This is a genomic window from Schaalia sp. HMT-172 (assembly GCF_030644365.1).
In the GTDB taxonomy this organism is placed as follows: domain Bacteria; phylum Actinomycetota; class Actinomycetes; order Actinomycetales; family Actinomycetaceae; genus Pauljensenia.
Window position 1 is genome coordinate 811,171 of record NZ_CP130058.1, and the last position, 24,198, is coordinate 835,368.

The 24,198-nt window shown below is 63.7% G+C and carries 9 protein-coding genes and 4 CRISPR repeat arrays (1 of these 13 only partly in view); of the genes, 6 read left to right on the plus strand and 3 right to left on the minus strand.

Annotated features, from left to right (window positions below):
- Positions 1 to 275 precede the first annotated feature (275 nt).
- Both QU663_RS03360 and QU663_RS03365 read left to right on the plus strand, forming a co-directional pair.
- Positions 276 to 2,654: a S8 family serine peptidase gene (locus tag QU663_RS03360; protein ID WP_021612570.1), complete on the plus strand. Its 2,379-nt coding sequence runs from the start codon at positions 276 to 278 to the stop codon at positions 2,652 to 2,654.
- Between the two features lie 222 nt (positions 2,655 to 2,876).
- Positions 2,877 to 7,265, plus strand: a complete 4,389-nt coding sequence (locus QU663_RS03365) for a S8 family serine peptidase (protein ID WP_304990675.1) — start codon at positions 2,877 to 2,879, stop codon at positions 7,263 to 7,265.
- Between the two features lie 1,376 nt (positions 7,266 to 8,641).
- Here QU663_RS03365 and QU663_RS03370 read toward each other — a convergent pair.
- The 3 genes from QU663_RS03370 to QU663_RS03380 all read right to left on the minus strand — a co-directional run bounded on the left by QU663_RS03370 (position 8,642) and on the right by QU663_RS03380 (position 11,252).
- The gene (locus tag QU663_RS03370) at positions 8,642 to 9,388 is read right to left on the minus strand and encodes a DUF6318 family protein (RefSeq protein ID WP_021612610.1); all 747 of its coding nucleotides are present in this window, start codon (positions 9,386 to 9,388) and stop codon (positions 8,642 to 8,644) included.
- Positions 9,389 to 9,442: 54 nt separating this feature from the next.
- The gene (locus QU663_RS03375) at positions 9,443 to 9,787 is read right to left on the minus strand and encodes a hypothetical protein (protein ID WP_021612611.1); all 345 of its coding nucleotides are present in this window, start codon (positions 9,785 to 9,787) and stop codon (positions 9,443 to 9,445) included.
- A gap of 571 nt (positions 9,788 to 10,358) precedes the next feature.
- The gene (locus tag QU663_RS03380; RefSeq protein WP_304990676.1) at positions 10,359 to 11,252 is read right to left on the minus strand and encodes a DUF6318 family protein; all 894 of its coding nucleotides are present in this window, start codon (positions 11,250 to 11,252) and stop codon (positions 10,359 to 10,361) included.
- 657 nt (positions 11,253 to 11,909) lie between these two features.
- On the opposite strand from QU663_RS03380, the gene QU663_RS03385 reads away from it, so the two are divergent.
- The 4 genes from QU663_RS03385 to QU663_RS03405 all read left to right on the plus strand — a co-directional run bounded on the left by QU663_RS03385 (position 11,910) and on the right by QU663_RS03405 (position 21,954).
- Positions 11,910 to 16,019: a S8 family serine peptidase gene (locus QU663_RS03385; protein ID WP_021612615.1), complete on the plus strand. Its 4,110-nt coding sequence runs from the start codon at positions 11,910 to 11,912 to the stop codon at positions 16,017 to 16,019.
- Positions 16,020 to 16,233: 214 nt separating this feature from the next.
- Complete coding sequence (locus tag QU663_RS03390) at positions 16,234 to 16,503, plus strand: ribbon-helix-helix domain-containing protein (protein ID WP_034482121.1); 270 nt, start codon at positions 16,234 to 16,236, stop codon at positions 16,501 to 16,503.
- 333 nt (positions 16,504 to 16,836) lie between these two features.
- Positions 16,837 to 18,283: a CRISPR direct-repeat array (repeat unit 37 nt; unit sequence GTCTTAATGCACCTTTTGGCGCTCGGTGCTTTCTGAC).
- Positions 18,284 to 18,412: 129 nt separating this feature from the next.
- Positions 18,413 to 19,416: a CRISPR direct-repeat array (repeat unit 37 nt; unit sequence GTCTTAATGCACCTTTTGGCGCTCGGTGCTTTCTGAC).
- 253 nt (positions 19,417 to 19,669) lie between these two features.
- Positions 19,670 to 20,131 carry a hypothetical protein gene (locus tag QU663_RS03395; protein WP_304990677.1) on the plus strand — a complete coding sequence of 154 codons (462 nt, stop codon included), beginning with the start codon at positions 19,670 to 19,672 and terminating at the stop codon, positions 20,129 to 20,131.
- Positions 20,132 to 20,718: 587 nt separating this feature from the next.
- Positions 20,719 to 21,954 carry an IS256 family transposase gene (locus tag QU663_RS03405; protein ID WP_304990678.1) on the plus strand — a complete coding sequence of 412 codons (1,236 nt, stop codon included), beginning with the start codon at positions 20,719 to 20,721 and terminating at the stop codon, positions 21,952 to 21,954.
- Positions 21,955 to 22,543: 589 nt separating this feature from the next.
- Positions 22,544 to 23,326: a CRISPR direct-repeat array (repeat unit 18 nt; unit sequence GTCTTAATGCACCTTTTG).
- 180 nt (positions 23,327 to 23,506) lie between these two features.
- Positions 23,507 to 24,198: a CRISPR direct-repeat array (repeat unit 37 nt; unit sequence GTCTTAATGCACCTTTTGGCGCTCGGTGCTTTCTGAC) (it continues 851 nt past the right edge of the window).

Consider the following 24,198-nt stretch of genomic DNA (forward strand, 5'->3'; position numbering starts at 1 on the left):
GGTGTGTCCGGTTCCGTGCTGCCTGCGCGGTCCTTCCCCAGTAATGTCGCATGCAATTCCCTCGGCGATATTTCAAGCTTTGAAATCAGAACGTTGGTATTCTGCGCTTTTCCTGGGGCTTCGAAAACTGGGGTTTGGGGAATTGCATGCGAAATTGCAGGGGAGGCTGCAATCTTCGAGACTAAGCTTAGGTAAGCCTACAGTTTGTTGTTACTGACAAACTCATAGATGATGGGTGTATCCGCAATCCAGCACCGATCGAAAGCTGAGGAACAATGCGCCGCACTGTCGCACGCATCGGCGTCGTCGCCGCGCTCGCCCTGTCCGTGGGCGTCGTGACGGCACAGACCCCGCCAGCCCGCGCCGATGAACCCGCCGCGGGCCTTGTTTCCGCCACCCGCGCCAACGACGACGAGATGAACTACGCCATCAACCTGGCGCTGGGAGTCAGTGCCGAGGACTTCCAGCGCGCCCTCGCGCTGGTCCCGTCGGTCAAGGGCGCCGCCCTGGCCTCCTACCCGCAGATCGGCACTTTCTTCGCACAGAGCGCCACGCCCTCGTTCGCGCCCGACATGGCCGCCGCGCTCAAGGACGCGGGCATCCCCATTCACTCGATCGGCCCGACCCGCACCCAGGGCGTCCTCTACTACGAGCGCGTCACCCTACCCACCGGCGAGGACACCCCCGCGGGTGACAACGCCGCAGCTGACAACGCTGCTGCCCCCGGCGGCTTGGCCTTCGCGGGCGACGAGGCCGCGACCGAGGCCCAGGCCGGCGCCGAGGAGCGAATCTTCAACTGGGGTGCCGAGACCATGCATGCGCGCGAGGCCGGGGCCGTGTCCGTGGAACGCGCCCCCGTGACCGTCGCCGTCGTAGACTCGGGCGTCGAGGACACGCACCCCGACCTGGAAGGCCGCGTGGACACGCAGCGCTCCGTGAAGTGCTCGGTCAACGGCGTCGCCACGCAGGACTTCTACGGCTGGCGCGACGAGTTCTACCACGGCACGCACGTCGCGGGCATCATCGCCGCCAACCACAACGACATTGGCATCGACGGCATCGCACCCCAGGCGACCATCGTGGCGATTCAGGCCACGAACGATAACCGCCTCATCTACCCCGAGTACGTGACCTGCGCGTTCATGTGGGCGGCCGATCACGGGGTGGACATCGTCAACAACTCCTACTCGATGGACCCGTGGGTCTACTGGAGCCCGACGGACCCGGAGCAGGCGGCGGGCCTGGAGGCGGCGACGCGCTCGATTCACTACGCGCAGGGCAGGGGCATGGCGGTCATCGCCGCCGCCGGTAACGAGGGGGTGAACATCGACAACCCCACGATCGATAACGGTTCTCCCACGGATGCCGCCACGCCGACCAAGGGGCGCGCCGTCGAGGGAGGTATCCGCGTGCCCTCCATGATCGACGGCGTCGCGCAGGTGAGCGCCCTCGCCCAGGCCTACAACGTGGCCCCCGGCCTGTCCTTGGCGCGCGCCGATTTTTCTAACTACGGCACGACGATTGACTTCGCGGCGCCCGGCGACCAGATTTATTCGACCGCGCCGCTGCTGTTCTACCTGAGCGGCTACGCGGTGGCCGACGGCACGTCCATGGCGACGCCGCACGTGTCGGGTGTCGCCGCGCTCATCAAGTCGGTGCACCCCGAGTACACGGGCGCGCAGGTCATCGACCTCATGAAGAAGCAGGCGGCGCGCAACTACGGGGAGCTGAACGCGCCCTGGGACGGCAAGGAATACCGCGGCAGCGGCTTCCTGGATGCTCTCGACGCCGTCCTCAAAGACCAGCCCAGGCCCGTGATCGGCCAGATCGAGTACTCGAGGGATGGGACGGCGTGGGCGCCGCTGGACGGCCAGGAGCTCTCCGGTTCCGTCTCGGTGCGTGCGACGGTCAGCGGGCCCATGACCTCGGCGCGAGTGCTGGTGGGCGGCGGCGAGGTCGCCGCTGCCACGGGCGCGGGAGAGCTGACGGGCAACGTCGTGACGCTGCGTGCGGACGGCGTGGATGTCTCGGCTCTGTCGGGGGAGCAGGTCGTTCGGGTCGAGGCCTCGGGCCGCAACCCGGATCCGCGCGCCGACGATGACGCGGCCTCCTCCGCGGCCTTCACGGTCACCTCGGGCGGCGAGGATACGCACGAGGCCGTGGCCGGTCAGTGGATCTCGGATTCGCTGGGCTGGTGGTGGCGCAATGCCGACGGCACTTACCCGGCGTCGACGTCGATGCGTATTGGAGGCGAGCTGTACCGTTTCGATGCGCGCGGCTACATGGTGACCGGCTGGGTGAGCGAGGGCGGCCGGTGGTACTACCACGGTGTCTCCGGCGCGCAGGCGTCGGGCTGGCTGAGCGTGGGCGGCACCTGGTATTACCTGGATCCGGACTCCGGCGCCATGGCCTCGGGCTGGGTCAACCTGGAGGGCACGTGGTACTACCTGGACGCGTCGGGTGCGATGCGCACCGGCTGGTTGCGTGATGGCTCCGTCTGGTACTACCTGCGTGCCTCCGGGGCGATGGCTACCGGCTGGGTGTTGGACGGGGGCTCCTGGTACTACGTGGATGCGTCGGGGGCGATGGTCACCGGTGCGCGCGTGATCGACGGAGTGTCCTACGTTTTCGACCCGTCGGGTCGCATGCTCTAGGCGCGGCTCGCCGTCTGTCCGCCCGACCCGGGGTGGACAGGAGTCGAGGCTGATGGTGGAGGGGTCGCGCGTCGCGCGGCCCCTCCCATTGTCTGCGCGTGCGCGCAGGTGTTGACGGGTTTTAGCCGCTCTGAATTGTCGATGGTGACAAACTCTAGGAAGATAGTCCTACGCGTGTACGCTGCTGTGCTCGCGATCGTGACAACCGAAAGTTGAGGAACCATGCGCCGCAACGCTGCACGCATCGGGCTCGTCGGAGTCCTCGCCCTCTCGATGGGCGTGGCAACCGCGACCGCTCCACCCGCCAGAGCTGATGACCCCGCGTCGCTGATAGCCCCCGCCCGAAGTGGCGCGGGCTTGATGAACTACGCGATTAACCTGAGCCCGGGGGCCGGCCCCGCCGAGCTGGAGCGGGCCCTCGCCCTCGTCCCGAGCGCCCACGGCGTCGCCCTGGCCTCCTACCCGCAGATCGGCACCTTCTTCGCCCAGAGCGAGTCGGCCTCGTTCGCGCCCGACATCGCCGAGGCCCTGGCCGGCGCCGGGATCAAGGTGCACTCGGTCGGACCGACCCGCGTCGCCCCCGTGCCCGAGGGCGAGCGAGCCGCGGCGAGTACCCCCGGTGACAAGCCGGCGCCGGAGCCGACTTCCCCGCAGTCGGGGCAGGGAGGCGCGCAGAGCGGGCCGCAGTCGGGGGCCCCTGCGGGCGGCACGAACAGCGTTCGCGACCATGACGCCACCGAGGCTGAGGGTGCGGAGGACATCTCGAACTGGGGCGCCGCCGCGATGAGCGCGCGCGAGGCGGGCGCCGTGCCCGTCGCGCACGCCCCCGTCACGGTTGGCGTCATCGACACGGGCATCGACGACATGCACCCCGACCTGGCCGGGCGCGTCGACCAGACGCGCTCCGTGTCCTGCGCGGCCAACGGCATCGCCTCCCAGGGTTACGGTTCGTGGCGCGACGACTACTTCCACGGCACGCACGTCGCGGGCATTATCGCCGCCAACCACAACAGCATTGGCATCGACGGCATCGCGCCCCAGGCGACCCTCGTGTCGATCAAGGCCGCCAACTCCGAGCAACTCATGTACCCGGAATACGTGACCTGTGGGTTCATGTGGGCGGCCGGCCACGGGGTCGACATTGTCAACAACTCCTACTCGATGGACCCGTGGATGTACTGGAGCCCGACCGACCCGGAGCAGGCCGCGGGCCTGGAGGCGGCGTCGCGTTCCATCGCCTACGCGCAGGGTAGAGGCCTGGCCGTCATCGCCTCGGCCGGTAACGAGGGCGCCGACAACGACAACCCGACGACCGATTCGGCATCGCCGACGGACCTGGACACGCCCATCAAGGACCGGCCCGTCGCGGGCTCCATCCGCGTTCCCGGACAGGTCGCGGGGGTCAGCCAGGTGAGCGCCCTCAAACGCGTCGACGAGGAGACGAAGCCCGAGTGGACGACGCTCGCGCGCGCGGACTTCTCCAACTACGGCACGACCATTGACTTCGCCGCCCCCGGCGAGGGCATCTACTCCACCGTGCCCACCAGCCAGTATGCGAGCGGCTACGCCAAGACGAGCGGAACCTCGATGGCCGCCCCGCACATCACGGGCATCGCCGCGCTCATCAAGGCCACGCACCCGGCGTTCACGGGCGCCCAGATCGTCGACCTCATGCGCAAGCAGGCCGCCATCGACTACACGCGCCTGGACGCTCCCACCGACGGCAAGGAGTACCGCGGCCACGGCTTCATCAACGCGCTGACCACGATGCGTCGCGACCAGCTGCGCCCGACCGTGACGACCCTCGAATACCGCGTCGGCAAGGGGGAGTGGAAGAACCTTGACGGCGCCGTCCTGCCCGCCGGCCCCGTCACCTTCTACGCGTCCGCGGCCTCGCCGATCAGCCACCTGCACATGGACGTCGCCGGCCTGACCGGCGTCGACCGCGACGGGTCGGGCAAGTACGGGGACGACGAGCTGGGCGTGTCCGCGGAGAACGTGGACCTGAGCTCCCTCCTGCCCGAGGGCGCCGACTCGGTCACCGCGCGCGTGCAGGTCAGCGCCACCGGCATTAACTTCGACCGCCAGGCCGACGACGACACGGGCCGCGAGGCCACCTTCACGGTGTCGCGCGACCCCGCCGTGGTCCCCCAGCCCGCGCCCGATTCGGCAGACAACACGGTGCCCGCCCCCGCAACACCGACCGCCGGAATCACCGCCCCCGCGCGAGCCGCCGAGCAGCTGCCCGCCAACTACGCGGTGAACCTGCCCAAGGGCGCTGATAAGGCCACCTTCGAGCGGGCCGCAGCCCAGGCCTCGTTCCTGGGAGGCCTGGTCCTGGCACGCTACCCGCAGTTCGGGACGTTCTTCGTGCAGTCCGCCTCGGCCTCGTTCTCGCCCGACCTGGGCGCGGCGCTCATCAAGGAGGGCATCAGCTACGACTCGATCGGCCCGACCCGCCAGGCCCCCGTCGGCGGTAACGAGGCCGTGGTCCCCGTCGACTATGCGACCCTCGCGCGCGCGAACGCGGCGCTCGCGGCCTCCCCGAAGGCGAACGGCGCGCAGGCCGGCGGTGTACAGGATGGCGGCGCGCAGGCCGGCGGTGTGCAGGGAGGCGACGAGGCCGGGGTGACGCCCGACCCGCAGACCTCCAACGGGTGGCACCTCCAGGCGCTGCGCGCGCTCGAAGCCCAGGGCGTGGACGTCATGCGTGCCCCCGTGACCGTGGGCGTCATGGACCAGTCCATTGACGACACTGTTCCGGACTTGGCGGGCCAGGTGGACCATTCGAAGTCGGTGGCTTGTAACGTCAACGGCATCCCGAACCAGGATCCGGCGGCGTGGCGCTGGGACGACGCGACCCACGGGACGCACGTGGCCGGGTCGATTGCCGCGAAGCATGACGGCGTGGGCGTTGATGGTGTGAATCCGACGCTAACAATCGCTGCGATCAACGTGGCGTCGCGCAACGGCGGCTACTTCTACCCCGAGTATGTCGTGTGCGGCTTCGTGTGGGCCGCGGAGCACGGTATCTCGGTGACGAATGGCTCGTACTACGTGAATCCGTGGAAGTACTGGATGCCGGGCGACCCGGAGCAGGCGGCGGGCCTGGAGGCTGTCCAGCGTGCGGTCGACTATTCGACGTCGAAGGACGTCATTAACGTGGTGGCTGCCGGCAACTGGACGACGGACCTGGACAACCCGCCCGCGACCGACGATTCGTCACCGGGCGACACGTGGGGCGCTTACGAGCGGGACGTGAAGGGCGGCGTGTACCTGCCGTCGATGATGCGCGGTACCCTAGCGGTGTCGGCGTTGCAGCTGCCCGACGGCGCGGACCCGGCGACCGGAGTGTTGGAGCCGACGTCCTGGTCAAACTGGGGTGCCTCGACGATTGATTTCGCGGCTCCCGGCGCGAAGATCTACGCGCCGCTGACGAGCTGGTACGGAAAGGCCTACGGGAACCTGTATGGCACGTCGCAGGCGGCGCCTCTGGCGGCGGCCGTGATTGCGACGCTGCGTCAGGTGCATCCGGAGATGAACGCTTCGGAAATTGTTGCCTTGGCGAAGAAGCAGGCGTCCGCGCCCGAGAACTGGTCGCGCCTGGCCGCGCCCGTTGAGGGGCGCGAGTATCGGGGCGCCGGCTTGCCGAACGCGTTGGACGCGGTGCTGAAGGATCAGGCGACGCCGGTGATCGGCACGGTCGAGTATTCGACGGATGGGTCTACGTGGATGCCCTTGGCGGGTGAATCCGTCGTGGGTCGCGTCTCGGTGCGGGTCAGTGTTTCCGGTCCCGTGACGAGCGCGCGCCTGCTGCTGGGTGATCGTGAGATCGCGGCGGGGCAGGGGAGTGGGGAGTTCTCCGGTCCCGAGCTGACGCTGCAGGCTGACGGCGTGGACGTGTCGCACCCGCAGGGTGTGGGGCGTTTCGCGGGCGCCACGACGGTCACGGTCGAGGCGTTCGGCCGCAACTTTGACCCGCGGGCCGACGACGACGCGACCGTGCAGGTGCCTGTCACGGTGAGCCCCGATCACGTGGGGCCCGACGAGGCCGGGGCTGGGCGCTGGGTGTCCGGCGTGCTCGGCTGGTGGTGGCGCTACGACAACGGGACGTATCCGACGTCCACGCAGCTGCGCATTGACGGGGCGATCTACCGTTTTGATGCTCACGGGTACATGGTGACCGGATGGGTGTACGAGGGTGGCCGCTGGTTCTACTATGGGCCGTCTGGCGGTCAGGCCTCCGGGTGGGTTCACGTGGCCGGCTCGTGGTACTACCTGGATCCTTTGAGCGGTGCGATGGCGAGCGGCTGGACGAAGGTGCGCGACACCTGGTACTACCTGTCGTCATCCGGCGCGATGCGTACCGGCTGGGTGAGGGACGGGTCCTCCTGGTACTACCTGTCTCCTGACGGCGCGATGGCCACCGGATGGGTGCGGGTGGGTTCCTCCTGGTACTACCTGTCTCCTGACGGCGCGATGGCCACCGGATGGCTGCGTGATGGCGGCTCCTGGTTCTACCTGTCGTCTTCTGGGGCGATGGTGACGGGCAGCCGGTGGATCGACGGCACGCGCTACTCGTTCGACGTCGAGGGGAGGCTCCTCCCGTAGCTGACGGGGTGTTCCCTGTGGGCTGAATGACCTCCTCAGACTAGTGAGAGGTTTTCGAGCTACCATAGAACTGCCTGGCCAAGTCTGACCTCCCAGCGGACTGTGGTCGAGCTCGAAGGCGGGGGCCGCGCACCATCGGTGCGCGGCCCCCGTTTGTGTTGCGGATGTGCTGCGGTGGGATGTCGGTGCCTTCCTGCCCGCTCGTCGCTCGCGCCGCTTCGGGGCGGGGCCTTCCTGCCCGCTCGTCGCTCGTGCCGTGGCGGGGCGCCGGACCTGAGGCGCGCCGCCAGTGCTTGAGGGTTATAGGACAAAACGTGTTGGTTTTGTAGCGACTTTTCGGCTTACTGGTGCGGGAAAAGCCACATTGAAGTTGATTGTTTCATCGCGTGCCTGTGTGTGGCCCCTTGATCCGTCACCGGGCTTGGACAGCTTGTTTGCGTCGGGGGTATCCACCGTGCCAGGCCACCAGCGTGCCACCGGCTGTGCGACGAGCGGCAGCACATGACTCCCGTTGGGATGCTATCCACGAATGTTGCATGCAATTCCCCCGACACTGCGTCGCACCACACGTCCATATCGGTGGAATTGTAACGTTTGCAGACGTTGTTGAAAGTTCATCCAATCGAATTGCATGCGAAACTGTTCCGAGCGAGTGCTAGTAACGCGCACACGGGCACGCTTCGCCGCCGCCTGACCGCTGGGCGGCTTCCCCTCGTGCACCCGCCGCACACGGGCACGCTCATGCGCGCCTGGGCCCTCTAATTCGCACGTGGGCCCGCTAATACGAGCGTGGGCAGCCCCGCCCACGCGCATATCGAGAGGTTGACGTGCGTATCAAGGGGTTAACGCGCATATTCAGCGGTTCGCGTGCGAACAACACACCATGTCCGAGACAGTTTTGCCCAAAACGTAGACCACCTCGCCCATGACACCCCATTATCGGCGTTTTTTGCCGAGGTGGTCTGCACTTTGGGCGCCACGTCGCCCCGAACCGCGACCTCACCACCCCGAACCGCGACCTCTGCGCCCCGAACAGTGACCTCACCGCCACCAAACGGGGGGAATTGCACCATTAGAGGTGCGACACGCCGGCGACACGCCGAAGCAAGGCTCCTAATGGTGCAAAACCCCCATCATTACCCCTGGTGTCCTGCTCCCCAACTGCTGCAGGACTGCCCGGCCAGGCGCTGGCTCAATGCGCTGGCCGGTCACTTCCAGGCCTAGGTCATCCAGGCGCATAAACGGGCTCAAATCGGGACGATCAAAGGTAGAATCAGACGTGTCGAGGTCTTTCAGATGGAAGGTGTAGGAATCTCCATCATCAAAAGACCTCGACCCCTACCCGGCCACGACACGCCGAACCCCACCCAACACCCCTACACCCTCAAATGCGAAGAGCCGGTATTTGGTGGTACGTCCGCGCCGTTAGCTGGAACCGGTTCAAGAAGTAGAATGTGCTCGACCCTGAGTGAGTGCCCAAACGTCCAGCCGTTTGCATAGTCATTCTCGATCTTGCGCATAAGCGACTGTGCGAATCCGCTATCGTTATCGGAAAGTTCGGTAAGGGCCGAGGTGTCGTCCGTATTCCATGCGTAGGTAGCAACAGCGAGGTAGTGTCTCGCTGCTGCTTCGGCGCCTCGTTCGGTGTTTTCTTTGGCTTCTTCGGGGAGTTCGGGTTTGGTGTAGGTGGATGCGGCGTGTTCGGCTGGGCGCACGAGGACGCCGTCGGGTCCGATCTGGTAGCCGCCCGACATGGCCGCCTCGCCGGTAGTCGACGGGGATGGGGTCGGTGCGGGGTTCACGGGCGGCGAGGTTGTGGCGGCCACGGTGGGCCTCTCGCCCCACGCCGGCCACCAGCCTTCGGCGACCCCGTTGATGTACACGGCAAAGACTGCACCCGCGAAGAGAACAACGTAGACGACGCGCATCCCCCAATAGAACGGCTCCGCGTGCAGCCACGCCCGGGCGCGGGCCCGGGCGCCCTTGGGGCGGCGCACTTTGACCTCGGCGCGATAATCAGCCCACCGCCCGCGCGGCGTGTACTTACGCGGCGCCGTTTCGCGCCGGAATTGCTCCTCGTCCTCCTCGGTCACGGGACGTTCGGAGAGGGGTGGGACCATCATGGCGTGTGCTCCTTCGCTGTGCCTGTGTTCTGTCGTGCGTCGTGCGTTGCGGAGTTAGTGGCCTTGTTTTTCTTCCCAGGTGTCGGTGTTGTTGATGACCAGGTGGGACAGGGGGAAGGGACCTGTCGTCTCGGTGGTGGTGACCAGGCCGTTGATCGTTTGGGTCTCCCCGGTGAAAGGATTCGTGGCTGTCCCGCTCCACGTCGTCGTCAGCGTGATCTCGCGGTTCTCGTGCGGGTAGGGACCGTCGAACCCAGAACGCCACCCTTGGGGCGGCGTGTAATAGTGGCGAATCAAGCGCGGGTCCTTGTTCGGATCGATTCCCTTCTCCCATGCCAGGCCCGGGGAGGTGGTCACCGTGTTGGGGGTCCCATCGCCCCAGTTCCACTCGTAGCTCATCGCTGTGAACGTGACCGTGACTTCTCGACCAAACAGCGTGACCGTGTGAGTTTGAGTTGGTTTGGTGACTGAGACGATGGTAGGTATGAACCGGTTCGTATATGACACTGTGGGTGGTTGTTTGTTGATGCCGGCTCCGTCGGCGTGGATGATCGCGGCAGCGCGGCGCAGAATCGTCCGTGTTGAAGGGGGAGTTGACGACGTTGTATCGCTTGGAGGGGGATCGTCACACCTCCAAAAAATTGAAAGTCCCACTTCCCCGATTTTATAGGTCACAGGGTGCTCACAGTGATAGCCAATCGCATAGTCCAAGGCCGGATTGGGCGGCGCCGGCGTCCCCTCCGGCAACGGATCGCCACTGCTCGACGGTGGCTGATACGTACCTCCGCCGGTTCCGGGCGTGTTTTGCGGCGTTGACTCACTTCCTGCTACGGATCCTCCGAGCGTTGCATGATCATCCTCAGCATTTGCGTCAAAACTGTTATCCCAGGGGATATCGGCGTGTGCCGGACAAGAAGTAATAGTGAGCATTGTGCAAAATAGAAGCCCGAATAGTATTCTGGTCAAGCTCTTAACTCTGTGCATGATCGGCCTCTACTTTTCCTTGGACTTCCATCCACTTCCCGTTATTCCAAGACATAATGAACGACATTGTTGAACCGTATTCTTCCGTGTTATCTTTCGTCCTAAGTCCGTAGCACTTAACTCCGTCTCTGGAGGAGATGTGAAGAGTCACTAGAATTGAGCCTTCTGGGACGTCTGTTCCGTTGGGGTTAATGGGTTCAACCGAAATTACTTGATCGACAACGGATGAAGTCTCGTAGGCCCATCCGTTGGTATAGAGGTCGTCAATATTCCTCACGTAGGTCGAAGCAAACTTCGATGTCGGCGCTGACATATCGGCTAGAGGCTGGGTATCTCCGGTGTTCCACGCGTAGACGATAAGAGCGAGGTAGTGCTTCGCCGCGGCTTCGGCTCCTCGTTCGGTGTTCTCCTTGGCCTCTTCGGGTAGTTCTGGTTTGGTGTAGGTGGATGCGGCGTGTTCGGCGGGGCGGACCAGGACGCCGTCTGGGCCGATCTGGTAGCCACCCGACATCGAGGCCTCGCCCGAGGCTGTGGCGGAGGCAGTGGGCGCGGGGTAGATGGGTGGCGTGGTTGTGGCTGCCACGGTGGGTCTCTCACCCCAGGCTGGCCACCAGCCCTCGGCGACCCCGTTGACGTACACCGAAAGGACCGCGCCAGCGAAGAGAACAACGTAGACGACGCGCATCCCCCAATAGAAGGGCTCGACGTGCAGCCAGGCCCGGGCGCGGGCCCGCGCACCCTTGGGGCGCCGCGCTTTGACCTCGGCGCGATAATCAGCCCACCGACGGCGCAGCGTGTACTTACGCGGCGCCGTTTCGCGGCGGAAGCGCTCCTCATCCTCCTCGGTCACAGGACGCTCAGACAACGGCGGAACCATCATGATCTATCAACCTCCACGATGAGGTGTCCTCCCGCGCGCCCCCTCCATCGGAGACACGCCCTTCACCCACCAGACTACGCGCCACAACACGCAAATACACCCAGAATGCACGGTAACCACCGTGACGCATCCTCCCAACGCATCCGAACGAACGTGCACGCACCCGCACAAGTTAGCCATGACCTCGGCGTATCTAACCGGACCGTTCAGTCACATACTGCTCAGGGCTCGGCATCATGGCGACGCCAGCTGCCATAGTCGCCGGAGCGCAACGCGTGAGCATTGCCAGTGCGCGGCTGGACGCTGTCGGGGAAGCCTCGGTCGCGCGGGCCGCTCCGCACGCGCGCTCCCCTCGGCCGCGCGGGTGTCACGCCGCCCCGCACTCGGGCGCCGCCGACCACGAGCATCGTCTCCGCGCGAGCTGTCAAACGGTGGGGACCGCCGCTGAATGTGTGGTCACGGTTCGCGTCATTTCCTCGCTGCGCGTCTCGGTTGCATTGAAATTATGCGGCTAATTATTTGGCTTGTATATCCCAATATAGCTTGTATTTTGTGCATTTGTTACTCATAAATTGTTTCGGCAAGTAAAGAGGTGGATCATGGTAACCGCATGGACAAAGTTGTCCACGCGCAGGCACAAGTGAAAGTCGAGGAACCATGCGCCGCAACGTTGCACGCATAGGGGTCGTCGCAGCGATCGCCCTGTCCATGAGCGTCGCTACGATGACCGCCCCGTCCACCAGAGCTGAGGACGCCCCCAGCCTGGTCGCGCCCGCCCGATCCAGCGCGGGTCTCATGAATTACGCCATCAACCTCTCCCAGCTTTCCGACGAGAACGCGATGGCGCGCGTCATTGAACTCCTCCCCAGCGTCGGGGGAACCCTCCTGACGCAATACCCCGGATTGCACACTGTTTTCGCTCAGAGTGAGTCGGCCTCGTTCTCGCCGGACCTGGACGCGGTCCTGAGGGAGCACGGCATCGCGGTCCACTCGATCGGCCCGACCCGCGTGGCCGCGGTCCCCGAGTCCGAGCGGGCGACGAACCAAACCCCGCCGGCGGCCCCCGGCTCGGCGCCAGCAGCGGCGCCCACGGGCCTGACCGTGCCAGACCCGAACGTCCCTGATCCTTTCCCTACCACTAACTGGGGAGCCGAGGCCATGGATGCGCGTGGCGCCGCCGAGGTGGAGGTGCCGCACGCGCCCGTCACCGTCGGCGTCATCGACACGGGTATTGACGCAGAGCAGCCCGACTTGGCGGGTCGGGTCGATACGTCCAGGTCCGTGTCCTGCGATGTCAACGGAATCCCCAACGTGAGCGAGGAGGCGCTGCGTTACAACGATATCCACGGCACGCACATCGCCGGAATCATCGCCGCCAACCATAACGACATTGGTATCGACGGTATCGCGCCGGACGCGACTCTCGTGTCGATTAAGGCCGTCAACGACAAGGGGCGCTTGTACCCCGAGTACCTCGTGTGCGCCTACGACTGGGCCGTGAACCACGGTGTTGACATCGTCCACAATTCCTTCCAGATGGACCCGTGGCGGTTCTGGAAGGCTGACGATCCCGAGCAGGCTGCGGGCCTGGAGGCCTCCTTGCGCGCGATCTATACTGCGCAGGAGCGCGGACTCACCGTGTTGTCGGGCGCTGGGGACGACGGCCTGGACCTCGACGATACGACCGTGGACAGTTCGTCGCCCACCGACTCGACGCCGATTGAGAATCGCAACGTCGAGGGGGCCACGATGGTGCCCGCGATGGTCGGGGGCGTCGCCATGGTGAGCGCGCTCGAGATGGCGACTCCGGGCGCGGAGCCGCTCCGGGCGACTCTGAAGAGAACGGACACCTCGAACTATGGCTTCATGCGCGTCGATTTTGCCGCGCCTGGGCGGGACATCTACTCGACGTTCCCGAACCTGATGATCCCTTCGAACTACGGGTATATGTCGGGGACGGCGGTTGCTGCCGCGCACGTGAGTGGCGTCGCCGCGCTCGTCAAGTCGACCCACCCCGCGCTGGTGGGCGAGCAGATCACCAACCTGATGCGCAAGCAGGGGGCCTACGAGTACGGGAGGCTCGCGCTGCCGACGGATAACAACGAGTATCGAGGCCGTGGCTTCCTGAGCGCGAGGAACGCGGTGGTCTACGATCAGGCGCAGCCGACGCTCGGCATGGTCGAGTACCGCGTGGACGGGGGAGAGTGGACGAATCTGCGTGACGAGGTGGTTCCCGCCGGTCGCGTGAGTGTGCGCGTGTCGGCGCGCTCGCCCCTGAGCATGCTGAGTGTGGACGTCGCGGGTGTGGCCCAGGCGCACGCGCCCGGTGGTGGCGGCTACTTTGATGAGCCGACGACCGTGACGATCGACGACGTGGATCTCGCTTCCCTGATCCCCGAGGGTGAGGAGTATGTGACGGCCCGCGTTCAGGTCAGCGCGCTCGGCATTAACGCGGACCGGCATGCTGACGATGACGTGAGCCGTTCCTTGTCCTTTACGGTCGCTCGTGACCCGGGTGCCGTGCCCGCGCCGGAGCCGGAGCCCGACCCGGGGGAGGGCAGCGGTGTCGTCCCCGTCGATCCCGTGCCGCCGGGCATCATGTCCGTGCCTCGCACGAGCGCGCAGATGCCTCAGAACTATGCGGTGAACCTGGCTCCTGACGCGGATGACGCCACGTTCCAGCGCGCCCTCTACCAGGCCTCGTTGCTGGGCGGAATGGTGTTGGAGTCCTACCCGGCTTTGCGCACGTTCTTCGTCCAGTCCTCGTCGGCTGCTTTCGCGATGGACTTGGGGTTCGCGCTGGCGGATTCAGGTATTTCCTTCCATTCGGTGGGTCCGACCCGTCAGGCTCCCGTCGTGGGCAACGAGGCCATCGTGTCCCAGGAGCTGGAGGCGCCCGCCTACCCGAGTGTCGAGGAGAAGCCGCCGGTGCCGGAGGGCCCCCACGTGGGCGGTGTTTACCCGACCCCGCCGGATGCGAAGGACTGGCACCTGCAGGCGGTGGGTGCCCTCGACGCGCAGGGCGTGGATGTTATGCGCGCGCCGGTGACGGTGGGCGTCATGGGTGATGGCGTGGATGACACGGTTGGGGACTTGTCGGGGAAGGTCGACCATTCCCTGTCCGTGTCCTGTAATTCTAACGGCATGCCGAATCGGGATCCTGAGGCGTGGCGCTCGGGTCGCGCGGAGGTTGGCACGCAGGCGGCCGGGGTGATTGCCGGCACGGGCGAGGCCAGCGGCGTGCCGGGCGTGAATCCGACGTTGAACGTCGCGGCGATCAACGTGGCGTCGGCGACCACCGGGCAGTATTACCCCGAGTACGTCGTGTGCGGCTTCGTGTGGGCCGCGGATCATGGGATTTCCGTGACGGCGAGCAACTACCTGGTCTCGCCGTGGAAGTACTGGATGCCGGGCGACCCGGAGCAGGCCGCGGGCTTGGAGGCGGTGCGCCGAGGCATCAACTACGCGGCGTCGAAGGACGTCATTAACGTGGTGGATGCCGGGGCCAGTGGCATCGATTTGAATAATCCGCCGAAGACGGATGCGTCCTCTCCGTTTGACGCGTGGGCGCCGTTCCAGCGTGACACGCTCGGCGGCGTCATGGTTCCCGCGATGATGCCGAACGCGCTGGCCGTGTCGACGCTGCGCCTGGTGGACCAGGCTGACCCGGGGACGGGGGCGCTCGAGCACGCGTGGACGTCGAACTGGGGTATCACGAGTGTCGCTTTCACGGCGCCCGGCGAGAACGTGTTCACGACGAGGCCTACCTGGCTGGGCGGCGAGGCCGGGGTCGCTCGGGACGCGTCGATGGCTGCCCCGGTGGCGGCGGGCGCGATCGCGACGCTGCGGCAGGTGCACCCGGAGATGGGCTCTGCCCAGATCGTGGAGCTGGCCCGTAAGCAGGCGGGTTCCGCGTCGAATTGGGGGCGGCTGGCCGCTCCTGAGGGGGAGCGCGAGTATCGGGGCGCGGGCATGCCGAGCGTCTTGGATGCGGTGTTGAAGGATCAGGCGCGCCCTGTCGTGGGCGAGGTCGAGTACTCGGCGGACGGGTCGACGTGGGCGCCGTTGTCCGGGCAGAGCGTGTCCGGGCGCGTGTCCTTGCGCGTGGGCCTGACCGGGCCGGTGACGTCGGCTCGCCTGCTGGTGGGCGGCCACGAGGTGGCGACCGTGCAGGGCAGTGGCGAGTTTTCGGGCTCGGGTGTGACGCTGCAGGCCGATGGCGTGGACGTGTCGCATCCCGTGGCGGGCGCGTCGTTGAGCGGCGAGACGACGGTGCGCGTCGAGGCTTTCGGGCGCAATAACGATGCGCGCGCCGACGACGACGTGAGCGCGGAGGTCACGGTGACGGTCGAGGGCTCCGGTTCTGGGGGTTCCTCGGTTGACGAGGCCGGGGCTGGGCGCTGGGTGTATAGCCGGGCCGGTAAGTGGTGGCGGTACACGGACGGGACGTTCCCGGTGAACGTGCGCCTGCGCATCGACGGGAAGGTCTACCGTTTTGGCCCGCGCGGCTACGTGGTGACCGGCTGGTACCGTGAGGGCGACCAGTGGTCCTACTACGGGCGTGACGGCGCTCAGGCGCTGGGCTGGGCGAGTATTCGCGGCACCTGGTACTACTTCGATCCTTCGTCGGGAGCGATGCGCACGGGCTGGCTGACGGAGGGCGGATACACGTACTACCTGTCCCCGTCGGGAGCCATGGTCACGGGCCCGCGCTGGATCGACGGCAAGCGCTACGTGTTTGATCGCAGCGGCCACCTGCTGACGTGAGTCGCTAGCCTGACGGACGCCGGCTGACGGATTCCGGCTGACGGATTCCGGCTGGGACGAAACGGGGCCGCGCACGAGAGCTCGTGCGCGGCCCCTCGCGCGTGGGGGAGGGGAGTTGTTGTCGGTGGTTGCCTAGCTGTCATCTTCCGCAGTGGTGGCGATGGTGGCATAGAAGCCATGGTGCGACAGGCAAATTTCGTATACGATATTCGCTATGGGTGATCGTCTTCTTCGCGGAGTTCCTGTGACTGATGAGCAGATTCAGGCGTGGGCTGATGAGGCTGAGCGCGGGTATGACCTGGCTGAGTTGCCGGCTCCGCGCCCGGGGCGTCCTCCGGTGGGGAAGGGGCCGGGCGTCGCCGTGACGGTGCGCCTGGATGAACAGACGTTGAAGGCGTTGATGGAACGAGCCGCCTTGGAAGGGATTGGGAACCGTTCTGACGCGATTCGCGCGGCAGTGCGCGAATGGAGCCATGTCGCCTAGGCTTCACGCCAGCGCACGCAAGCATGTCGAGCGTGACAGGCTCACCGACGAGGCCGTCCTGTACGCGTATGAGCACGCCCTGAACTCACGTTCCCTCGACGATGAGGACGATCCCAGGAGATGGCTCGTCGTGGGTATCGTCCAGTCTGGACGTGTTCTCGAGATGGTCGTATTAGTTTTCGACGGTGGCGGAGAGCTCCTTATGTATGCCATGAAGGCTCGTCCTCAGTTCCTGGACGAACTCGCGTGGCTTGCGGGTGGCTACCCGCTGTGGCCGTGGGGAATGGTCGACGAATTCTGGAATCAGCCATCGCTGGAGGAGTCGGGGGCCGGTTCTTAATGGGCCGTGTGGTACTCGGTGCTCTCTGACGAACGGCTTCGTGAAGCTTGAAGCGACCCTGTCTAAGTCTTAATGCACCGTTTGGCGCGCGGTGCTTTCTGACTGGCAAAGACCGGAGCTGACGGAAGCGCTGGTGCGTTGTCTTAATGCACCTTTTGGCGCCCGGTGCTTTCTGACAAGGAATTAGGCGTGGGAGCCGAAATTGAACTGCCTAACGGGTCTTAATGCGCCGTTTGGCGCTCGGTGCTTTCTGACGGGTGAGAAAAACATGATGGGCGACCATTTTGGCGAACAAGTCTTGATGCACCTTTTGGCGCTCGGCGATTTCCGACGGAGAGCGTTCGTCTCGTCCGTCAGCGTGTAGGTCTTGCGTCTTAATGCACCTTTTGGCGCTCGGTGCTTTCTGACGGCGACGTGGCCGATGTCCGACCCGTTGAGCTTGAACTGGGTCTTAATGCACATTTTGGCGCTCGGTGCTATCTGACGTGGCGGTGGTCAACACGAAGGGTGGCGTTGCTAAGTCTTAATGCACCTTTTGGCGCTCGGTGCTTTCTGACATTGAAGCGCTGAAGAAGAAGCACAACAAGTCAAAGTCTTAATGCACCTTTTGGCGCTCGGTGCTTTCTGACGCATCCTGGGCAACAAGCTTGGACTTTCGATCGGCGGGTCTAAATGCACCTTTTGGCGCTCGGCGCTTTCTGACTAAGGTCAGCTAAGCCGGTGACAAGGTCGAGAAGGGCGCGTCTTAATGCACCTTTTGGTGTTCGGTGCTTTCTGACGTGACCTGTACGATGACGAAACAGCCACTATCCCATGTCTTAATGTACCTTTTGGCGCTCGGTGCTTTCTGACAGACATCGAGCTCTGACGGCAAAGCGACGAGCACGTCGTATTGTCTTAATGCACCTTTTGGCGCTCGGTGCTTTCTGGCAACAACGTCCTCAACAGCTTCCACACCTACGAAAAGAGTTAATGCACCTTTTGGCGCTCGGAGCTTTCTGACCTCTTCATGCAGTGCGTCGCCTGGGAAGAACTCGGCGAGTCTTAATGCACATTTTGGCGCTCGGTGCTTTCTGACTCTACCGTCCTGGCGTCGCCGTCCGGGACAGTCAAGGCGTCATAATGCATCTTTTGACGCTCGGTACTTTCTAACTTATCCCTTGGGCTGTCTCTATCGCAGACACTATTGGCGTCTTAATGCACCTTTTGGCGCTCGGTGCTTTCTGACTCGGCAAGCCCTCCAACCTCACCACCCCCAACTTCGAGTCTTAATGCACCTTTTGGCGCTCGGTGCTTTCTGACGGGATGCTGATCGCACTGACACTCTCCACGAACACACTGTCTTAATGCATCTTTTGGCGCTCGGTGCTTTCTGACCCAGGAACACGCACTCCCGGCGGGGCGCTCGCTTACTGTCTTAATGTACCTTTTGACGCTCGGTGGGAGCCCGTCTCGGAGGGTTGTTGGAAAATGTCGCATGCAATTCGGCTGGGAGTTCTTCAATATTTGAAATGGGAACGTTGATATTCTGCGGTTTTGGATGGTTGTTGAAGTGTGTGCTAAGGGAATTGCATGCGAGTTTTTGGGGCGCTCGGTGCTTTCTGACCAAGTACCTTCTGTCGATCGAGGGACTGTGTTCGATGTCTTAATGCGCCTTTTGGCGCTCGGTGCTTTCTGACTTCAAGTCAGGAGATTAATCCAGAACATACGCGATGGTCTTAATGCACCTTATGGCGCTCGGTGGTTTCTGACTCGTCACTCCAGTCAGCAGCCGAAGCTCAGTCGACCGGGTCTTAATGCGCCTTATGGCGCTTGCTGCTTTCTGACCGGGCGAAGTTCGCGCGAATCTGTCGCTCGGTCTCGGTCTTAATGCACCTTTTGGCGCTCGGTGCTTTCTGACGAGCGGGCGACAGCCTTCGCCACACCTCGCGTTGTCTGTCTTAATGCACCTTTTGGCGCTCGGTGCTTTCTGGGTCGTCGGAATTTACCGCCTATGAATCGGTTCAATTGTCTTAATTCACCTTTTGGCGCTCGGTTCTTTCTGACTCAGCGACTACAAGCAAGCCACACACTTCAAGCGTGCCGCGTCTTAATGCACCTTTTGGCGCTCGGTGCTTTCTGACCGAGTTCAACCCGAAGATCACGCCGGCTGCTCTGGCGTCCGTCTTAATGCACCTTTTGGCGCTCGATGCTTTCTGACTATGTGAAGAACCATCGCTATAGTCGCCACAACAAGTCTTAATGCACCTTTTGGCGCTCGGTGCTTTCTGACGCGTGTGGATGTGCAGCGCGGTACTGGCTACCATACTGGGTCTTAATGCACCTCTTGGCGCTCGGTGCTTTCTGACCTGGAGACCGCGATCATCGCATCAAGGTCATCAGCGAGAAGTCTTAATGCACCTTTTGGCGCTCGGTGCTTTCTGACGCGCGACTGCGTGTGCTGCGGTGATGAACCCGGTAAGGCGTCTTAATGCACCTTTTGGCGCTCAATGCTTTCTGACGCGACGATCATCGTCGTCCCCGCCCTGATCGGAGCGTCTTAATGCACCTTTTGGCGCTCGGTGCTTTCTGACTGCTCGGCGTGTCGCACCCCCTGTGCCCAGGGAGAACGACGTACCGGATCGCCAGTGGCCGAAAGAGCATCCCTCCGGCCAGCAAGCACGGGGCCAGATTACCAGACTTTTCGTTGCGACTGCTCGCATCGCCGCGGAATGCCAGCTGGGCCGACGCTGTCCCGGGAATCGCCGCCATCGTCGGCGTGTCGCTCCTCCATAACGCTTCACACGTGTCGAGTAACCGTAAGGTTGTTGAGTGGAAGGACGGACAATGACGACACCTGCCACGGCCTCGTCCCTGAGAGAAGTGACCAGCCCGGAGGCCCTCACTCGCGCCAGACGCCGACTCCTCACAGCACACCCGGACCCCGCCTGCTCGGACACCCCCATGTCAGGAAGCCTCACCGATGAGCAGCTCCGCGTCCTCGCCGCGAGCGACTGGGTCCCGCCACGGATCACCGCTCTCGATGCGAACACGATCGCAACGGCGGACGCTATCACTCGGGCGCTCCTGGCCGAATCAGTGCGCGAAACCCTCGAACGCCGCCTCGCCGCGGAACGCCCCCACGGCACCTACGACGACACACGCGCAGGACACGACGCCTTCAATAGGGGAGTCGTCGAGGACTACGACCATGGCAACCACCACCTGGCGCGAGCCACTATCCGCCCGGCCGACCTAGGCCTCGTGACCCGCGCGGCACTCTCGGTATTAGGGGCTCTTCATAATTGAGGGTGTAGGGGGATGCGGCGTGTTCGGCGGGGCGGACTAGGACGTCGTTGGGGCCGATGTGGTAGCCGCCCGACATCGCGGCTTCGCCCGAGGCCGACGCGGAGTCGGTGGGCACAGGCCTGGCTGTGGGCGGCGTGGTCCCCACGGTGGGCCTCTTGCCCCACGCGGGCCACCAGCCTTCGGCGACCCCGTTGATGTACACGGCGAAAACCGCACCGGCGAAGAGGACCACGTAGGTGACGCGCATCCCCCAATAGAACGGCTCGACGTGCAGCCACGCCTGGGCCCGGGCACCCTTGGGGCGGCGCGCTTTGACCTCGGCGCGATAATCGGCCCACCGTCGGCGCAGCGTGTACTTACGCGGCGTCGACTCGCGGCGGAAACGCTCCTCGTATTCTCGTCGGTCACGGGACGCTCAGACAACGGCGGAACCATCATGATCTATCAACCTCCACGGCGAGGTGAGTAGTGTCCCGCATAGTGGTGTAACCGTGTGGTGGTCGGCCCGTTTGATATGGGTGCGGTCACCGTGTGATCCTTCGAGAAAGCTCTCTACTTCTGACTCGAAACGATTTGGAGGCACAACGATGACCGCTCCTCATATTATCGACCCTGCTGGCCTGCTTGGCGAGGCGTTATCCCAGGCATCCCCGGATTTGATGCGTTCCCTGCTCCAGCACGTCATTAACGCGTTGTTATCAGCGGACGCTGATGCGGTGTGCGGGGCCCAGTGGGGCCAACAAGACCCGCAGCGTCACGCCAGGCGCAATGGGTATCGCTACCGGCCCCTGGACACCAGGGTCGGCACCATTGACGTGGCGATCCCCAAGCTGCGCTCAGGAACCTACTTTCCAGAGTGGTTGCTTCAGCGCCGTAAACGCTGCGAAAGCGCCTTGATCACAGTGGTCGCTGACTGCTACCTGGCAGGAGTATCCACGCGCCGTATGGACAAGCTCGTCAAAACCCTGGGGATCACAGGACTGTCGAAGTCCCAGGTCTCACGTATGGCAGCCGACCTGGACGAACACGTGGACGAGTTCCGTCATCGCCCCCTCCACGATGCCGGGCCTTTCACGTTCGTCGCCGCTGACGCACTGACCATGAAGGTGCGCGAAGGAGGGCGCGTCGTCTCGTGCGCGGTCCTGGTTGCCACCGGAGTCAACAATGACGGACACCGCGAAGTACTGGGGGTGCGCGCATCCACCAGCGAGACCGGTCCAGCCTGGAAGGAGTTCTTCGCTGACCTGGTCGCCCGAGGCCTCACCGGCGTGCGCCTGGTCACCAGCGACGCCCATCTGGGCCTAGTTGAGGCCATCGCAGCGAACCTGCCCGGAGCCGCCTGGCAACGATGCCGCACCCACTACGCCGCGAATCTCATGTCGGTCACCCCCAAAACGCTATGGCCCGCTGTCAAAGCGATGCTGCACTCGGTGTACGACCAACCCGACGCCGCATCGGTCAACGCTCAATACGACCGGCTCTTGGACTACGTCCACGACAAGCTCCCCACCGTGTGTGATCACCTCGATCAAGCCAGGGCAGACGTCCTCGCGTTCGCGTCCTTCCCCACCGGGGTATGGACCCAGATCTGGTCCAACAACCCCAATGAGCGCCTCAACCGCGAAATCCGCCGACGCACCGACTCCGTGGGAATCTTCCCCAACCGCCAGGCCATCATCCGCCTGGTCGGAGCCGTCCTAGCCGAACAAAACGACGAATGGGCCGAAGGCCGACGCTACCTCAGCCTCGACATCCTCACCAAATCACGACTCACACCCCAACCCACCCAACAGGAGGACACCCCACTCCAACTCAGCGCATAACCCAACCCGAAGGACACAAAACGATTACACCACCCCACAGGACTTGACCGCGAGGTGTCCTCCCGCGCGCCCCTGCCATCGGAGACGCGCCCTTCGCTGACCAGACTACGCTCCGAAACACGCAACAATACCAAGAATGCACGGTAGCCACCAACGCACATCCTCCCGCCCAGAGGGGAGGAACGTGCATGTACCCACACGAGCTGACGTTGACCTCGCTAGACAAGATGATGTGCGGACACATGCGCTTCGCGGAATGCCTCCGAAGGGGAGTTTGTTTCGTGAGCGAGTCGCGAATGGTTCGGGAATCGCTGACCGTGGCGTACTGTGCCTGCGGCGGGGGTGGTGCTCGTGTGCGTGGGGAGCTTCGCGTGCTCCGCCTGGTGCGAGTGAACGTTATCTACTCGCGTGGGGGAGCGCGGGGCGTCGTGTCACCGAGTGAGCGTTCGTCGCTGGTAGTGGAAGCGAGCGTCGCCTCATTGCCGTGTGGGTGTTGATTCGGCACTGCTGCGTTGTGGCGCTGTCGACTACTGAGACTCTGTTGATGTCTGACACGTACCCGTGGCAGGGGTGCGAGCAAATGCGCGTGGATCTAGTGCACCGTCTGGTGCTCGTTGCTTTCTGACCTGTAAGCATCGCTCGTGGCAGACCCGCAGTGAGCTGTCCTAATGCACCTTTTGGCGCCTGGTGCTTTCTGACTCACCCCCATTGAAGGCGCAGACCGTATCGTCGCCGCGTCTTAAAGCACCTTTTGCGCTCGGTGCTTTCTGACGTGTCGTCGTCAAGCTCATGGAACGCAGGGACACCATGAAGTCTTAATGCACCTTTTGGTGCTCGCTGCTTTCTGACTCGGGCACTGTGAGCTATGGCGAGCTATGCTCGCTCCTGGTCTTAATGCGCCTTTTGGTGCTCGGTGCTCTCTGACTATTATCCTTGTCCTGGCCGTGTTCGCGTGGTTGTCGTCTTAATGCACCTTTTGGCGCTCGGTGCTTTCTGACCGCGCTGCTGTCTCAGCAGAAGCCGATGTGCTTCGGGTCTTAATGCACCTTTTTGCGCTCGGTGTTTTCTGACAAGAGATCGGCTCGGGCATCAAGCCTGCGTCGTTCGTCGGTCTTAATGCACCTTTTGGCGCTCGGTGCTATCTGACCCTGGCCTTCCTCTCCATCGTCGGCTACGCACTCGGACTGTCTTAATGCACCTTTTGGCGCTCGGTGCTTTCTGACCTGGGGCGCACGCCTATGGAGGCGCTGGTCTACCGGGGGTCTTAATGCACCTTTTGGTGCTCGGTGCTTTCTGACTCACGATCGTGCTGCCTACCGCGACCCAGGATAACCAGTCTTAATGCACCTTTTGGCGCTCGGTGCTTTCTGACCTGCTACATGCGCCGACAGACGTGGTTCGTTGATTTGTCTTAATGCGCCGTTTGGTGCGGGCCGCGGATGGTTCCGCAAAAATGTTGCACGTAATTCCCGGCCTGTTGTTTCAACGTTTGAAGTCGGATCGTTGAAATTCCGCGATTTCTGAGAGTTGGTACAGAGTTGAAAGAAGGGAATTACGTGCGAAATTTGGGGCGCTCGGTGCTTTCTGACGGAGACTTCGTCCGCGTCCGCGAGGGCTTCGTGCGTCTGTCTTAATGCACCTTTTGGCGCTCGGTGCTTTCTGACCGAGGACGGGGCATCCAGGCATCCGTCGCCCTCCAGTGTCTTAATGCACCTTTTGGCGCTCGGTGCTTTCTGACTCGACACACTGAACATGTGCCAGGTGTTCAACACGTGGGTCTTAATGCACCTTTTGGCGCTCGGTGCTTTCTGACCTATCGCGGACTTTGTGGACGAAAACCCTGGGTTTGCGTCTTAATGCACCTTTTGGCGCTCGGTGCTTTCTGACCTTTCATCGGGTACCCCCATGGAAGAACTATACGCCCGGGTCTTAATGCACCTTTTGGCGCTCGGTGCTTTCTGACCTTTCATCGGGTACCCCCATGGAAGAACTATACGCCCGGGTCTTAATGCACCTTTTGGCGCTCGGTGCTTTCTGACCGTCGTTGAAGTCGCTCGCCTCGGTCACCAGCTCCTCGGTCTTAATGCACCTTTTGGCGCTCGGTGCTTTCTGACCGACGGTGTCCGCGTGTTCACATAATCGAGCACGACGCCGTCTTAATGCACCTTTTGGCGCTCGGTGCTTTCTGACTGCGTATCATGACCGCTGCGATCAAACCGTTCATTCAGTCTTAATGCACCTTTT